At 44.3% G+C, this 15,608-nt stretch carries 13 protein-coding genes; 7 read left to right on the top strand and 6 right to left on the bottom strand.

Going from position 1 to position 15,608, the window contains the following annotated elements; genetic code table 11:
- Positions 1-50 precede the first annotated feature (50 nt).
- The gene (locus OH461_RS08830; protein ID WP_270020263.1) at positions 51-1,355 is read right to left on the bottom strand and encodes an inosine/guanosine kinase; all 1,305 of its coding nucleotides are present in this window, start codon (positions 1,353-1,355) and stop codon (positions 51-53) included.
- Positions 1,356-1,521: 166 nt separating this feature from the next.
- Positions 1,522-1,995, bottom strand: coding sequence for a CreA family protein (locus OH461_RS08825; protein ID WP_270020262.1), 474 nt, complete (start codon positions 1,993-1,995; stop codon positions 1,522-1,524).
- A 162-nt stretch (positions 1,996-2,157) separates the two neighbouring features.
- Here OH461_RS08825 and OH461_RS08820 point away from each other — a divergent pair, with 162 nt between their 5' ends.
- The 3 genes from OH461_RS08820 (at position 2,158) to OH461_RS08810 (ending at position 5,271) form a co-directional block, all read left to right on the top strand.
- A complete protein-coding gene (locus OH461_RS08820; protein WP_270020261.1) occupies positions 2,158-2,661 on the top strand; it encodes a flavodoxin in 504 nt (167 codons plus the stop codon).
- 69 nt (positions 2,662-2,730) lie between these two features.
- Positions 2,731-4,485, top strand: coding sequence for an HD domain-containing phosphohydrolase (locus OH461_RS08815; protein ID WP_270020260.1), 1,755 nt, complete (start codon positions 2,731-2,733; stop codon positions 4,483-4,485).
- A 144-nt stretch (positions 4,486-4,629) separates the two neighbouring features.
- A complete protein-coding gene (locus OH461_RS08810; protein ID WP_270020259.1) occupies positions 4,630-5,271 on the top strand; it encodes an HAD-IA family hydrolase in 642 nt (213 codons plus the stop codon).
- Positions 5,272-5,325: 54 nt separating this feature from the next.
- Here OH461_RS08810 and OH461_RS08805 read toward each other — a convergent pair whose 3' ends face one another.
- Positions 5,326-5,532 carry a hypothetical protein gene (locus OH461_RS08805; RefSeq protein WP_270020258.1) on the bottom strand — a complete coding sequence of 69 codons (207 nt, stop codon included), beginning with the start codon at positions 5,530-5,532 and terminating at the stop codon, positions 5,326-5,328.
- Between the two features lie 262 nt (positions 5,533-5,794).
- Here OH461_RS08805 and OH461_RS08800 point away from each other — a divergent pair, with 262 nt between their 5' ends.
- The 3 genes from OH461_RS08800 (at position 5,795) to cutA (ending at position 10,366) form a co-directional block, all read left to right on the top strand.
- Positions 5,795-6,904 (top strand): efflux RND transporter periplasmic adaptor subunit, encoded by a 1,110-nt coding sequence (locus tag OH461_RS08800; RefSeq protein ID WP_270020257.1) that lies wholly within the window; start codon positions 5,795-5,797, stop codon positions 6,902-6,904.
- A 9-nt stretch (positions 6,905-6,913) separates the two neighbouring features.
- A complete protein-coding gene (locus tag OH461_RS08795; protein WP_270020256.1) occupies positions 6,914-9,979 on the top strand; it encodes an efflux RND transporter permease subunit in 3,066 nt (1,021 codons plus the stop codon).
- A gap of 72 nt (positions 9,980-10,051) precedes the next feature.
- Positions 10,052-10,366, top strand: coding sequence for a divalent-cation tolerance protein CutA (gene cutA / locus OH461_RS08790; protein ID WP_270020255.1), 315 nt, complete (start codon positions 10,052-10,054; stop codon positions 10,364-10,366).
- Here cutA and OH461_RS08785 read toward each other — a convergent pair.
- Positions 10,330-10,944: a DUF2238 domain-containing protein gene (locus OH461_RS08785; protein ID WP_270020254.1), complete on the bottom strand. Its 615-nt coding sequence runs from the start codon at positions 10,942-10,944 to the stop codon at positions 10,330-10,332. The genes cutA and OH461_RS08785 overlap by 37 nt on opposite strands.
- 234 nt (positions 10,945-11,178) lie before the next feature.
- Here OH461_RS08785 and OH461_RS08780 point away from each other — a divergent pair, with 234 nt between their 5' ends.
- Positions 11,179-11,793, top strand: a complete 615-nt coding sequence (locus OH461_RS08780; RefSeq protein WP_270020253.1) for a DNA-J related domain-containing protein — start codon at positions 11,179-11,181, stop codon at positions 11,791-11,793.
- Positions 11,794-11,845: 52 nt separating this feature from the next.
- Here the strand turns inward: OH461_RS08780 and OH461_RS08775 are convergent, their stop codons facing one another.
- Together OH461_RS08775 and OH461_RS08770 are read right to left on the bottom strand one after the other, a co-directional pair.
- The gene (locus tag OH461_RS08775) at positions 11,846-13,501 is read right to left on the bottom strand and encodes an ABC-ATPase domain-containing protein (protein WP_270020252.1); all 1,656 of its coding nucleotides are present in this window, start codon (positions 13,499-13,501) and stop codon (positions 11,846-11,848) included.
- An 87-nt stretch (positions 13,502-13,588) separates the two neighbouring features.
- The gene (locus tag OH461_RS08770; RefSeq protein WP_270020251.1) at positions 13,589-15,502 is read right to left on the bottom strand and encodes a bifunctional diguanylate cyclase/phosphodiesterase; all 1,914 of its coding nucleotides are present in this window, start codon (positions 15,500-15,502) and stop codon (positions 13,589-13,591) included.
- Positions 15,503-15,608: the final 106 nt, after the last annotated feature.

Below are 15,608 nucleotides of genomic sequence, written 5' to 3'. Positions count from 1 at the left end.
ACAAAAAAGCCGCTAAATGTTTAGCGGCTTTTGATTGTTTGCTATGGGGACTATCTGTCCCAGTATGCTTCTTCTAAACTGTCTTCACGTTCTGGAAGCGCGCGTGATAGGCGAGGTGAGTGCTGGGTTAGCACTTCGTAGCTCACGCGGTTAGCGTATTTACAGATCTGCGATAACGATGAGTAAGTCAAATATGGCTTATCATGTTTGGTCGAGTTTGGCACCGTCACTTCGTGGAAGCTGTTTGCTGCCATGTCATGCAATAGTGCAGAAAGAGCGGCATCGCCAGCGCCATTGGTATTCTTAATCTCTACCGGGCCGCCAAGGTATGGGCCAATATGAGAGTAGACTTTCGCTGCGTTTTGACAGTCTGCTTTACGCATTGCTCGGCTGAACTCATATTGGTTGAACTCAGCAATCGTGCCATGCTGAATTGGCAACTCAGTTTCACGCTTCACGTCTTCATCCGTATAGCCAGCCATGTAGAGACCATGCGGGCCAGCAGTACAAAGAACAAGGTCAACCCATTCCAATGCACGGTCAGCCGCTTGTAGCGGATCACTGAATCCTGTTAGCGCCTCACCTTCTTCTTCGTTCATAGCGACAACCGATACGTTTTCACGTAGGTAGTTCTGCCACCATTCTGCATTGCCTTCAATAACCCATTTAGTGCCAAGGGTCAGTACCACAGGAACATTCTTTTGCTTGGCAATTTCAATAGCGCGAGCAACGGCTTGCGGCATCGGGTCTTCTGGTTTACCACGCATTAGGTAAGAAGAGACAACAAGCGCGGACGCTTTGTCGAATACGCTTTCAGGAATGCTGTCTGGGCGCAGTTTGTTCATATGACCTTCGTTGATAGCGAATGTGCGTTCACCATCTTTAGAAATCAATGTGTAACAGCGACCAATCGGGCCTTCAACGGTTTGAAGGTGGTTCAGGTTCATGCGAGATGAAGTTCGGCATAGGTAACGATACGCGAACGAGCCAACTTCAATGTTGCGTGACATTACGCCAAGCAGTACAGACTTGCTGTCAGCGAGTACTGAATAGTTGTGTAGCGTGTTACCAATCGTGTCACCAGGGTACTGATGGGTAATCAGGCCGCGTTCAACCAACTCATCATAAAGGGCATCGGCTTTGCTTTCTTCAAGAACCAAAGAATGGCCTTTACTTAGCTCATATTTTTCTAAGAATTCGTCATCTACTCTCGCTTCAATATCAACGATGGTTTGACCAACACCGACAACAATTGGTCGGTACAGTTTAGGGGACTGTGTTGCTTGATTGATCAATGGATCGCGAGCATGAGATGGGAAATAGTGCTTAGATTTGCGCTGGCCAGGAAACTTCATCTTTTCATCAGGATTGAGAATTTTCCTGCATCATATCACACGACGTCTAGTTTCGTTTCATCTTTATTACATCAAAATTGATTGGTTAAACGAGTTTGCTCTGATTTTGCACAGTTTCGGGTGGGGGTAAAAAAGCGCGATGTTGATTCATCGCACTTAATTGAGATTATTCTTCTGTTGGTGGGTTCGTGCTGTAAGCTTTCGTTCCCCATAGCGGTACAGTAGAGAGGCTATGTTTAAAGCTGCCGCTGGTTTCCTTGGTTGTGTAAGACAAGTAGAGCAGCGTTTGATTTTCAGCGTCGTAGATACGGCGCACTTTCATCGTTTTAAAGAAGATACTTTTAGACTTTTTGAAGACCACTTCACCTGAGTCGCTTTTATCAATTTTAGCGATCATCTCTGGCGTGATGTCACCGGTCTGACGGCACGAAATTGAGCTATCACTTGGGTCAGCAAGGCTAAGGTCAGCCTCGACAGAAGCGATATGACACGTCACACCCGCAACAAGCGGATCATCAATCGATGAGATTTTAATATCTTTAAGAGTAAATAGACCTAAGCTGACATCGCCTACTTCACTGCTGTCACAAGCGGTTAGCGAAGCCGCCATGATTGTTGCTGCAATCCACTTCTTAAACATTATCAATTCCTTGGTATGTTATTTCTATCCTGTCAGCTTATCAGGTTTTTGGTTAAGTGGTGCATATCAAAGGTGAAAATAGTCAGATGCTTTATCAATCGCTTGTATTGTATCTTGGTACTGTTAAGCTGATGGCTCATTGATTACGAGTGTTCCGCCGTTATGACAACCTCAGTTCCAGCAATCGCTAGTGCGAAAAACCAGTGGCTCTATCAACATATAGATGTTAAGTATCCAACCAAAGAGTGCTTAGAAGGGCGTAAACTTTATAAACAGCGCATCGAGAGCGTGTCTTATAAGACGCTCGCTGAACTAAACTGGCAGGCTCCAGAATCTCCCGCGTCTTTGGAAATCCATAAGGTTGATTTTCACCGTTTAACGGTAATGTTCGCATTAATGCAAGCCAAACATTGGCCGCAGCAAGCTCAACAAGACCTCATCGTCGAATTTCTCACCCAGATTATCTACTCAGAGCCTTGTGAGCTCTATTTAGGGTTTATTGATGGTAATCCGGTCGCAGCGTCGATCATCACTACTCTGGATGGACAAGTGTTATTGTCGGACTTCTTCGTTGAAGAAGGGGTAAAAGATCAGTTTATCTCAGGCCTACTTGATCTGATTGATTCTGACACTATTGATAATAGTGACGTTTATCTCGAAATCTAATGCTTGTCTTACTCATGTTTTAATCAGTATGTTATTTTTAAATGACTGTTTGATTAGCGATGGGTTATTGTGCGTTCAACCATACTGCTTATAGCGTTACTACTGACGAGTTCATTTTTTGTTCAAGCCAAAGATTGGCAAACAAGAAATGTACTCGTATTGCATTCCTATTCTCCTTCTTATCAATGGACCGCTGATTTTCAAAAGGGCATCGATCAAGCCATCAAGAAATCGAACTATCAGTTCAAGCTCTCTATCGAATATTTAGATACCAAACGTATCTTCCATGAACAGTATTTCGCTGAGTTTGTGAAATACTTTGATGCCAAATATCAAGGCTACGAATTTGATGCGGTATTGGTTACGGATGACAATGCATTGAAGCTGTTAAAGCAATGGCCGAATAATCCGTTACGGGGCCTGCCGATCATCGCGGCCGGAATTAATGATCATCAAGCCACGTTGGCTGACGTTTCAGACCGAACCCACATCATCTATGAGCAAGATGAGATAGAGAAAACGATTCGTTTGATTAAAGACTTAAGGCCAAAACTTAAAAAGCTCTATTACCTTGCTGACCGTAGCGTTACCTCCGAGCTAGTTCGTAATAAGGCGAACGTGTATTTTGCGCAGCAGCCTGAGTTAGAAATTGTTGAAGTCCGTGATATCCCATTGAATGAACTGGGTAAGGTTTTGGGTGATATTGACCCAAATGACGCGGTACTGCTTACTCATTTTAATACCGATCTCGATGAAGGGATCTACCACAGCTATCAACATATTGCTGAACGAGTGGCTAGCAGTAGTGCTGCGCCAGTGTTTGTTTTCTGGGAGTTTTACATTCGTGAAGGCGTTTTAGGTGGCCATGTAAATCGGTCTGAGCAGATTGGACGCCAGATGGTATTGGCGTTAGATAACTTTTTACCACTCGATCTCACGTCAGAAATAACCGTTGGCAATGCAGCGCGCCCGGTAGTTGACCACAATGTAATGACGCGTTTTGGTATGTCTGATTCGTTATTGCCTCCTGAAACATTAATTCTCAATGAGCCAAGTAACTTTATTAAGCAAAATTGGCAAGTTTTTTCAGTCGCGTTCATTATTATCATCTGTTTAAGTTTGGTCATTGTTACTCAGGCGATTGTAATTAGGCATAAGCGAGAGTTAAACCTTAAGAATAAACGCATTGTCCAGTTACAGGGGCGAACGTTACAAACCCAGAAAGACGTTATCGTTGTACTGGGTGAGGCGATAGAAACTCGCTCAGGTGAAACCGGCAATCACGTAAAGCGAGTTGCTAAACTCTCATCGATGTTAGCGAAGCTAAATGGCTCTACCCATAGAGAAGTGGAACTTCTTGAAATAGTCAGCCCAATGCACGATGTCGGTAAAATCGCGATCCCTGAATCCATTCTCGACAAGCCAGGTAAGCTGGATCCGCAAGAGTGGGAGATCATGAAAACCCACACAACCCACGGTTATAACTTACTCAGTGCCAGTAAGGGGGATGTGTTCAGCTTGGCTGCAACGATTGCGAATGAGCACCATGAACACTGGAATGGCAAAGGTTACCCACAAGGTTTAGTGGGAGAAGAGATTCATATCTTTGCGCGTATTACTGCGATAGCCGATGTGTTCGATGCACTATTGAGTGTACGTTGTTATAAGCAAGCGTGGTCGTTAGATGAGGTCATCGCATTGCTTGAGCGTGAAAAAGGCGAGCAATTTGATCCGCATTTAACACAGCTGTTATTGGATAATCTCGATACATTTGTTGAGATTCGTAATACCTATCCAGATAAACCCACCAACAAAACACGCTAACAGTAGACTGCGGGAAAGTGATCGAGTCTATGTTTTGATTCATCCCCTAAAGGTGTGATTCGAAACTGTTAACTCGGTTACTGCAGTTTACTGATTCCCCCTTACTATCAGACTAATAAAAAGAAAAAGTAAAGGTGGCCAACCGTGAATAATACCCAATGTGTAATCTTTGATTGTGAAGGCACGCTTGTAGACAGTGAAACACTTTGTTGCCAAGCTTTATCGATCGTTTTTAGTCAATTTGGTGCCCATTTAACTACCGAGCAAGCCATGAACCATTTTGTTGGTGGAAAGCTTGCTGATATTTTGGAAGAGACGCGCAGACGTTTAAATATTTCGGTTTCAATCGATACTCTTGAGCCACTATATCGTGAGACGCTGAAAGAACTGTTCGATAGTCAACTTGAGCCAATGGAAGGGGTATTTGACGTATTAAAGGACTTAGAAAGCAAAAATATTACCTACTGCGTCGCCTCGAATGGGCCAAGAGATAAAATAGAACACGCGCTTGAACTTACAGGGCTACTGCCGCATTTTAAAGGCAAAATATTTTCAGCGTTTGAGACGAATAGCTGGAAGCCAGAACCTGACCTTATTCTCTATAGTGCGATGAATATGGGATATAGCGTCGATCAATGTCTGTATATCGATGATACCCCGAAAGGCATTGAGGCAGGAGTAAGAGCAGGAATGAAGTCCGTTCGGCTGTCAGGAGTGAGTGAGGGGACTTTCCCCGGAACCTATCAGACCATTGATAAGCTCAGCCAATTGGTAGAAATCGTATAAAAAAAGCCCGTTTAAGGGCTTTTTCTTTGCTTGAACATTTGTGAGTTAATGAGGTTAATTCATCATCGTACTAGCGTTGAAGTGGATAGGGGTCGCTGCTTTGATTTGCATAGGCTCTGTGGCAACCATTTGATGAACGTTTTCAAAAAACGAACCACATCCAGCACATAGCATCGAACCGGAATTTGAAACTAGGTATTCATCATTGCCACATAACGGGCAATGTTGAACGCTTGGGCTGAGCGCTTTCTTATCTTTCATTTTTTCTCCTACAGCGAAGCAAATAATGAAGGCAATATATTGTGCTTTTTGCCTTTTGTTAGTTTTATTAGTTATCGACCGCTAGACTAATGGGTAATTTGTCTATACGCAATTTAATTTTAGTCAATAAATCGTAAATTAAGTTTGTTACGAATTTATTGCACCAGACTCTGGGATGAGTTTCATAAAAACGCGGTTGTTTCTTCTAAAAATACGCTGTTTTGTTTATAATGGTATGAAATACCATAAATGAGACATCCTTGTGAAAATCTACTGGTTCATTCCCCTTGTCGCCCTGTTATCTGGTTGCGGCGACAACACGGCTGATATTCAAGATCAGCAAACCGAAGTCCGTTCAGTGAAATACACTGAAGTTTCCTTTGAAAACTATGAGCAAAGCCGACAGTTCGCAGGCGCAGTGAAAAGTGCAACCACTTCACCGCTCAGCTTTAAAGTGAATGGAACCACTGCCAAGATTGCGGTTAAAAAGGGTGAGGTAGTGACCAAAGGCCAATTGATCGCAGAATTAGAACAAGAAGAGTTTGTGATTGCGCTACAAAAGGCGAAAGCGTCATTAGGGTCGGCAATTGCGGCTAAGCGTCAGGTCGAAGACCAATATCAGCGCGCAGTAAAACTACAAGACAAAGGTTTTGTCTCCGATTCAGAGCTACTGTCTATTAAAGCAGATTTAGACGCGAAAACTCAGCAAACAAACGTCGCTCAAACAGACGTGAACAACGCTCGCCTGAGTTTAAAACGCACTAAGCTTTATGCGCCATTTTCTGGCCAAGTCAGTGCGGTATTTTTGGATGAGTTTACCAAGATCAACTCAGGAACAACGGTTGTTGAGCTAATCAGTTACAGTGCTTATCAAGTGGATTTTCTGGTACCAGAAAGTCTTATCGGTGAAGTTAAGTTTGGTGACAAACTGAATGTCACGATTCCTGCCCTTCATAATCTACCTTTTGTTGGCGAAGTCAGTGAAATTGGTGCTGTCGTTGAAAAGGGCAATGCTTATAGCGTGTCTTTGATCATGACGGATGACAAGTTGACCGAAAATGCCAAGCTGCTAAGAAATGGTATGTCCGCGAACATTGATTTTCGTATCGGAGAAAAACAACAAAACGTAGTTCGCTTACCTCTTGAGGCATTTGATCTAAGTGCCCCAGACGGCAAACATACTAAAACCCAAGCGCCGATTTATGTGATTACACCAGAGATGACGCTAGAGAAACGTTACGTTGATATCTTGCGTACGGTGAACACTCGCGTTGTTGTGGTGAATAATCTAGCTGAAGGTGAAAAAGTCGTCGTCGCGGGCGTGCCGTATCTGTATGAAGGGCAAAAAGTCTCTTTATGGAAAGGCATTTAAGGAGTCGTCATGCATAAGTTGACTCAGTTAGCGCTGGATTATAAGCGATTTACTCAAGTTTTCCTGTTGATGTTATTGGTGATTGGTTACCAAACATTTTTGAACGCGCCGAGTAAAGAAGATCCAGAAATATTAATTCGTAACGCCGTGGTGGTTGCTCAGTTTCCGGGGATGTCTCCTGAGCGTGTGGAAAAGTTCATCACAAAACCATTAGAGCGCGAGATCAAACAAATCCCAGAGGTGACTGACATTAAGTCAATGTCACAGACGGGCTTCTCGCAGATCACGGTGTCAGTGCACGATCGGTACTTTGACCTGCAACCGATTTGGGACAATTTGCGTAATCGCATGAACGCAATGGTGGCGGAATTACCGGAAGGCACACAAGGGCCTTTTGTTAATGACGAATTTGGTCAAGTTTATTCAGCGACGTTAGCACTAACCGGAGAGGATTTTTCTCAGCGTGAGCTAAACAAGACGGCGGAATGGCTTCAAGATCGCTTGAACAGTGTGGCAACGGTTTCTCAGGTTGAGTTGTATGGTGTTAATAAAGAAAGAGTATGGATTAAAGCCAAGCCAGATGCGTTAGAAAATGACAAATTCCAGTTTAAGCAGGTTGGCCAAGCGCTGAATGAACGTAATGTTGTTTTGCCGGGTGGCTTGATTGAAACGGACACTCTAGAGATTGAAATCGAACCGACGGGCAGTTTTAAAACGGTTGAGGATATTCTCAATGTCGATTTGTACATTCGAGAGCTAGGACACTCCGTTTTTCTACGTGATTTGGCGGAGGTCTACCGAGGCTACGAAGAGCCTTTTAATACGCCAGTGTTCTTTAATGGTGAACGTGCGATTACGATTGCCGCTGCTATGGTCGATGGTGCACAAAGTGATGAATTTGGCGTAGATATTCAAACATTCTTAGCCGAATACACACCACAACTGCCAGTGGGAATGTCGCTTGAAATCGCCACTTTCCAACCTGAAAAAGTAGAAGTGGCGGTTAGCTCTGCAACCAGTAACTTGATGCAAACCGTAGCGGTTGTATTAGCAGTTGTGATGTTGTTCCTTGGTTTGAGAATGGGCCTGATCGTTGGCAGCATCGTACCACTGACCATCCTTATGACCGTGATTGGCATGAGCATTTGGGGAGTGGAGTTGCAACGCATGTCTATTGCAGCAATCATCATTGCACTTGGTTTGCTGGTGGACAATGGCATCGTGATTGCCGAGTTCATCAAAAGCAAAATTGCGCAGGGCGTGGATAAGGTTGAAGCCGCTATTGAAGCTTCAAAAACGATGGCCGTACCGCTGCTTACCTCGTCGTTAACAACCATCTTAGCCTTTATGCCGTTACTTCTAGCTCAAGATGTCACGGGTGAATACCTGCGTTCTCTATCACAGGTAATTTCGTTGGCGCTGCTGTCATCTTGGTTCTTGTGTTTGTTCGCAACACCAGTGCTGTGTGTTTGGTTTATGAGCAGTAAACCTAAACAAGCGACAGCGCAAAAAGAGAGCCGGTTCCATCTAGGGTATCGTGCGGCGATCACCAATATCATCCGTTTCCGCTGGGTATTTTTGGCTGCGGTAATTGGCATCTTTGCTCTTTCGTTGTATGGATTCAAATACATTACTGTACAGTTCATGCCGGGTTCTGAGCGTAACCAATACCTGGTGTTTGTTGACTTACCAGCAGGTACGAAAGTCGAAGAAACAACCAAAGTCACCAAACGACTCAATGACTGGTTATTGGATAAAGAACAAAATCCAGATGTCGTTAATACAGTCGCTTACATTGGTGATGGCGGCCCACGTTTCTTCTTAGCATTGTCTCCGATCGACCGAGCTACCAACCGCGCATTCTTAGTGGTGAACACCAAAGATGTGGAAGGTGCGCTGGCGATGGTTGAGAAAACCAACCGTTTCTTTACTACAGATCTTCCCGAGGCGAGCGGCCAAGCAAAACGTATGTGGCTGGGTGGTACAGAACTTGGCTTGGTTGAATATCAAGTAGTAGGCAGTGATATTGAAACACTGCAGGTATTTGCTAAGCAGATAGAAAATGCATTGCGCCAAGTGCCGGGTGCGGTAGGTATCCGTAACGATTGGGAAAACAACGTTGCAAAACTGATCGTAAACATCGAACAGGGGCAAGCTTTACGAGCAGGAGCGACGAGCCGGGACATCGCAAACAGCTTAGACAGTTACCTGCGTGGTCGTGAAGTCACAAGCTTTAGAGATAATGACGATGTGATTCCAGTGATGATCAGTGGCGCAGACTCAGACAAACAAATCGAGAAGCTTACTTCGGCGCAGATCGTTGCTACAGGGTCGGGCGCATCACTGCCGCTGTTGCAGTTTGCTCACATTGAAACCAAAAATGAGCCATCGGTGATTCGTCGATTCAACTTAGAACGAACCATTACCGTAAGCGTGAAACATGATTCGCTACAAGCGAGTGAGTTAAATGCCATCGTACAACCTAAGTTGGCTGAACTCGATCTACCGTCGGGGTATGAGATCTTGTTGGGTGGTGAGCTGAAAGGCGCAAGCAAAGCCAACGGCGCGCTATTTGGTTATTTGCCGCACTGCTTTGCTGTGATGGTTCTATTGCTGTTATTGCAATTTAACTCGATACGTCGTCCAGCAATTATTCTGATGACCATTCCACTGTCGCTTATTGGTGCAGTATCTGGTCTATTGGTTATGGATGCGTATTTCACCTTCCCAGCCATGCTTGGTATCTTCAGTTTAGCCGGGATTATCATCAATAACGGCATCGTATTGATTGACTGCATAGAGCAGCAACGCGATAACGGTTTGAGTGTTAGACAGTCGATTATCGAAGCGTGTGTAGAACGATTCAGACCGATCGTTATGACAACCTTAACTACGATACTCGGACTGATTCCACTTGCAATTTCAGGTGGTGAATTCTGGTATTCGATGGCGATTGTTATGATCTTTGGTATGGCTGTAGGGACAGTGCTGACACTTGGTGTTGTACCAGTGCTGTACAGCTTGTTCTTTAGAGACAAAGCGGTCGAGGTTCAACCAGAGCTGACGCAAGCCTAGTGCACTAAAGGGTTTGCAAGTAAACTAAAGCCAGTGATGAACACTGGCTTTTTTACGTTTGAGGGAAAAATAATGGCGTATTGCATTACTCTAACCACCACCAATAGTGAAGAAAACAAGCAGGCACTGATTGAACAGATACTCAATCAACAACTAGCAGCTTGTATCCAAACCATGCCGATTGAGAGCCACTATGTTTGGCAGGGAAAGGTGTGCAATGATAAAGAGTGGCTTTTAGTGATAAAAACCACTCAGAAGAATTATCAAGCGTTAGAGCAAGTCATTGTTGCTCACCACAGCTATGAAGTACCTCAGGTTATCCAAGTTCCGTTTGTCGAAGGTTATAACCCTTATCTCAGTTGGTTAGAAGCAACCACTCGACCTTGAAACTTCATCAATAATAGCGAACTGATTGCGCCTAGGGTGTCCATTAGAATATCTTTTTGGGCATCCCAAATGTCACCTTGAGAGCCTAGGAACGCGATCCCTTCATCGCCACCCGCCAGTTCGGCATACCACCACTCAATCACTTCATAAGCAGCCGCAAGCGACATAATTGAGAATAGGGCGAAAACACACGCCAGTACGGGTTTCATTAAGTTTCTACGAATGAGATATTCGGCAATAGGGTAGGCGTAAAAGCCTATCGAGAAATGCGCCACGCGGTCGAAGTGATTTCGATCATCTGAGCCAATGAGGTTATTGAACCAATCAAACGGAACTTCTGCAAAGGTGTATTTAGAACCAATGGTATGCATCACAATCCAAACAAACATCAATACATAAGCGGTTTTGGAAAAAACGAAAGAACGAGACATCCACCAGATGATTGCCACAGCAATGACGACAGGGATTATCTCTGCGATCCATACCGCGCGAGATACAGGCTCGATAGCAGCGAATACAAACACAAGCGAATAAAGAGCTGTGAGAATTTTAAGTAATTTTAGGTTGGCGTTGTTCATGTTGAATGTCCGTATTGATTCAGTGCGTTTATCATGACAGATAATAAAACAGTGTTCAATTGCAAATTTAACCGATTTTAGAGTCGTTAATATTGGAAAGTGCACTGCCTTATGGTGAGCAAGATGCGTGACTGCTTCAAACTGTGAGTTAAAACTGGTACTTTCGATTGAAGCGGCAGGGACTGGGAAGGTAAGCTACACTTCATAAAAATACATCATTCTAATTAAGGCGTTATGGAACAACAAAGTCACTTGGCTAGATACAGTGAGATGGAGAATCCACTACTGTGGCCTATTCTAGAGATCTTACGTAAGCAACCTAGCGGATGGAAAGTTCACCTTTTAGCAGCGCATTTGATTGAGTTGGATCTGATGCCGGTGTTGGATGAGCGCCCAGAGAAAGATCTGTTTAAACGCAATTTCTTAATTATGAATGCGCTTTATCAGTTGCAAGAGACGCTTTATCCAGACAGTTGGGTACAAGTTGAAGCCATGTCCATTTCGTTGCATGGTTGTCGTGGAAGCCATGTCGCGCATGTGATTGATATGCAAGACCCGCTGCGAGAATACTACACTCAGTGGTCAAACTACGAAGCTGAAGAAGGCGAGATTAAACGGTTGTTGAACGAGTTTTGGACTCGTTATCGAGACTTTGTCGGCGGTAATGCTGCCAATCAGCTCGACAGAAACAAAGCGCTTTCATTGTTTGAGCTAGATCGAGACGCGAGCGATGGAGAAATTCGTAAGCGCTGGCGTAAATTGGCTTTGAAATGGCATCCTGATAGAGAGAATGGTAACTCCGAACGTTTCAGAGTGCTATGTGAAGCTTGGAACGTGCTTCGAGCATAAACTGGGAATTAGAAGATAGAAAAAGCGCCGTTAGGCGCTTTTTTAGTATCTTTTATTTTGATGTCTTGAACTGAGATTTTCTCATTCGGTTAAGTGCAGCCATGACATCTAAAACGCGAGGCTTAGCAAGGTCACCTTGATTTGGCATCATGGTGTGCCAAGAGTTAGTCAGCATTGCGGCTACTTCTTTTGCGGGGTTACTCGACCATCCCGGCAATTGAGCGAGTTGGAACCACAACCAACCGATCGCATTGATTTCTGCGCTTGATTCAAGCTGTTCTAGTGCTGATAGGTCAGCAAACTCTTTACCAAAGCGAAGCGAGTCTGTTCCTTTTGCAGCCACGCGGAATTTGCCGTCAGCCAAAATAGTTTGCAGCGCTGCGCGGTTCAAGCTACGAGGGCGGAAAGTAACCAGTGCACTTTCACTTTCGTTATGACGCTGAGTTGGGTGTTGCTCAATGACTTGCTTCGCTTTTTCCGTCACGTCAATGGCTTGATAGTCGTGCATTTGGATAACAGTATCCGCCACATCAAGGTAGTCGCCTGAACCACCCATAACCACGAGGGTTGAAATCTCAAGTTCATCACGTAATTGACCAATACGATCCACTAGCGGAGTAATCGGTTCGTCGCCTTTTGCCACTAGCGCTTGCATACGCTCATCACGAATCATGAAGTTAGTTGCTGACGTATCTTCATCAATGAGCAGGCTCGTTGCCCCTGACTCAATCGACTCTTGTAACCATGCTGCTTGAGACGTTGAACCTGACGCATCCTGAGTAGAGAAATCAGCTGTGTCTTTACCCATCGGTAAGTGGTTAATGTAGTTTGATAGGTTAAGGTTGTGTACACAACGACCATCTTCCGCACGAATCTTCATCGCAGCAGCATTGGTCACGATACGTTCACGGCCATCGCCTGGAATGTGATCGTAAATAGAGCGCTCAATAGCAGTTAGCAAGGTCGATTTACCATGAAAGCCACCACCAACAATTAAAGTAATGCCTTTTGGAACACCTAAGCCCGTAATGTCACCTTGGTTTGGTGTGTTCAGTGTCACTTCTAGTGAGGCTGGGGCGTTAAATGCAACCGCATCTTTCATTGGTAAATCACAGTTACCCGCAATGCGTGGTAATACTGAACCGTTCGCGACAAATGCGACTAGGTTGTGTTGATCAAGTTGAGCGCGAAGGGCATGTTGGTCTTCCACAACCTGACAATGTTCAATCAGGGCTTGTTTGTCGATTTCACGTTCTAACGTTGCGCGGCGAATAAACTTAGGCAGATGGAACGTGAGGATGTTCGTTGCTTTCTTGCCTAATACTGAACGGCCTTCTGCTGGTAAGTTAGCGCGGAAACGAAGCTCAATACCTTCTTCAGTAAAGAGTATCGCAGTAGAGTCCAATACCGTTTGACCTGATAGTGAAATATCAATATGTGACTCTTGCTTTGCGAACGCTGCAAACTGTCTAGCGATAAAGTCGCGAGCAGCAATTTGGTAGGCATCAGATTGTTCTTTTAACCAATCAAGACCAGTCACAGACCATGGGCGAACAGCACGTAATCGTGAAGCAGAGGCGTATGGATCAGCTTGGACGTAATCAACATGAAGAGTGAAATCAGTAAAGTCATATTGACCTTTGATTTGTTGATACGCGCGGTAGTTTTGTTTTTCGATTTTCTTTAGGGTCGCGATTAGCTGGTCCATAATGAATTCACTTCAAATAATAAAGGCGAGGATTATAGAAACCGCTCGCCATAGAGTAAAGAAACACACGAAGATAAACGCATTTAATTATTGTAAAGAGGGCTTAATCTCGTCGTAGTTTTGTTGATTGAGCAAATTGACCTCGAATTCTTCGCATGGCATAGGCTTTCCGTAAAAGAAACCTTGGCCAAACTCGCAGCCCTCACTAATGATGAATTCCTCGTGGCTGACGTTCTCAATGCCCTCAACGGTCACTTGCAAGTTAAGCTTTTTAGCCACACTGATGATGGAGCGGACAATCTCTTTGTCTTCCTCGCAGTTGTCGAGTTGTTGAATAAAGCTCTTATCCACTTTGATGGCATCGAACGGGAATTTCTTCAGATAGTTGAAAGAAGAATACCCAGTACCAAAGTCATCAAGTGACAATGTAACACCTAGTTTGTGTAGTGCTGCCAGCGTATTGCTTGCGGTACTTTCATCGGCAATAAGGCCACTCTCGGTCACTTCGAGCTCTAAGTACTCTGCTGGTAGGTTGTAGGCGTCAAGCAACTCTTTAATCTGCTCTGCAAAGTGGGGGTTTTTAAGCTGAACGGCTGAAATGTTAACGGCAATTTTGAAGTCGTTAACTTGGGTTACCCATTCGGCCGCTTTTTGAATGGCTGAACGCAATACAAATGTACCGACTTCAAAAATGAGCCCATTTTGTTCTGCCATGTGTATCAGCGTTTCGTTGGAGATATCGCCTAATATTGGATGACGCCAACGAAGCAGGGCTTCAGCCCCTGTCCATTGGTGCGACGTTGGTGATACTTTTGGTTGGAAGTACAACAACAAATCATCACTTCTAACCGCTTGTAATAAATAGCTTTCGAGCTGGTTGATGTTGGTTTGAACATCAGAGATGTCTTGAGAATAGAAGCTGTATTTGCGCCCTGAATCTTTACAAGCGCGCATCGCTTCAGCGGCATGTTTTAATAGACCTAAGCTGGTTTTTGATTCATTGGTCGTACTTACGCCAATGTAGGAGTGTAAATGTAAACGATCCCCTTCAACGTCAAATTCAGAATGGCTTGCTTCAAGAACTTGTGCGCATAAATGATTCAGTGTTTCTGCTAAATTGGCGGAATGAGTCAGTAGCACCAAATCGGTAGATGTTGGGCGAGCGACGAGCAACTCGACATTGGCGATTTGATTCAAACGTTGATGAAACTGAACCAAAATCCCTTCCCAAACATCATAACCATATTTTGCTTGGATCAACTTACCGTTGGTAAAGCCAATATGTAGCGCTGCCGCTTGATAGTGTGAATGTTTTTCACATTCCAATAAGATCTGCTCGGTTTCAAATTCTAACGAGTTGCGGTTAAGAAAGCCGGTGCCCAAATCGTGTCTTTGGTGATAAATGATTTTCTGCTCTGCTGCTCGGCGTTTATTAATTTCTTTGTTTAACGAGTAATTAAGGTCAACCAAGTCTTGAGTACGCGTGCTCACACGAGATTTAAGCTCTTGATTGAGCTGTTTCAGTTTTTCGTTTTGGTACAAGGTTGCTAGCTGTGCTTGAACCGTATCGCGAAAGCTCTCAAGCAGAGACTTGTAGGTGTCTGAAAACAGATTAGTTTCAGAGTCTAAAATACAGATGGTTCCAAATGGGTCACCATTTGGCCAGTTAATTGGCAGGCCACAATAGGCAATCATGCCCAGCTTAATATCAGGGTTGGTATTCCAATCGGCATCGTTAAGAGCATTGGGGACATGGAGCTCTTGCTGTGTACTGATGACGTGCTCGCAGTAAAGGCCTTGCCCTAGCGTTTCGCTGTCACCATTGTGATAAGGGTGCGAAGTGTTGTCATTATTTGATACCACCTCAATCGTTTTGGGGTGAATACGCATGATTAATGCCGCAGGAACGGAAACAATAGTAGAAAGTAAGTTGACGATATTTTGCCAACTTTGCGACATTTCATCGGGGATGGATAAATTCTCTGTTACGATTTTCGACATACTCGAATAGTCCTTCATGCCTATGGCAAACGAGAGCATTCCGTGCTCTTACTAATAATAGACTTATTTATTTGGTTAACAATGGCAGTGCAAGCAAACAGTGCTC

It is taken from the genome of Vibrio sp. LaRot3 (assembly GCF_027587025.1).
Classification (GTDB): Bacteria; Pseudomonadota; Gammaproteobacteria; order Enterobacterales; family Vibrionaceae; genus Vibrio.
The sequence above is the reverse complement of the archived record's forward strand: the minus strand, read 5'-3'. Positions and strand labels throughout refer to the sequence as shown.

Coding starts and splice junctions, on each gene's coding strand:
- OH461_RS08830 (WP_270020263.1), bottom strand. CDS start 1,355: ATGAAGTTTCCTGGCCAGCGCAAATCTAAGCACTATTTCCCATCTCAT.
- OH461_RS08825 (WP_270020262.1), bottom strand. CDS start 1,995: ATGTTTAAGAAGTGGATTGCAGCAACAATCATGGCGGCTTCGCTAACC.
- OH461_RS08820 (WP_270020261.1), top strand. CDS start 2,158: ATGACAACCTCAGTTCCAGCAATCGCTAGTGCGAAAAACCAGTGGCTC.
- OH461_RS08805 (WP_270020258.1), bottom strand. CDS start 5,532: ATGAAAGATAAGAAAGCGCTCAGCCCAAGCGTTCAACATTGCCCGTTA.
- OH461_RS08795 (WP_270020256.1), top strand. CDS start 6,914: ATGCATAAGTTGACTCAGTTAGCGCTGGATTATAAGCGATTTACTCAA.
- cutA (WP_270020255.1), top strand. CDS start 10,052: ATGGCGTATTGCATTACTCTAACCACCACCAATAGTGAAGAAAACAAG.
- OH461_RS08785 (WP_270020254.1), bottom strand. CDS start 10,944: ATGAACAACGCCAACCTAAAATTACTTAAAATTCTCACAGCTCTTTAT.
- OH461_RS08780 (WP_270020253.1), top strand. CDS start 11,179: ATGGAACAACAAAGTCACTTGGCTAGATACAGTGAGATGGAGAATCCA.
- OH461_RS08775 (WP_270020252.1), bottom strand. CDS start 13,501: ATGGACCAGCTAATCGCGACCCTAAAGAAAATCGAAAAACAAAACTAC.
- OH461_RS08770 (WP_270020251.1), bottom strand. CDS start 15,502: ATGTCGAAAATCGTAACAGAGAATTTATCCATCCCCGATGAAATGTCG.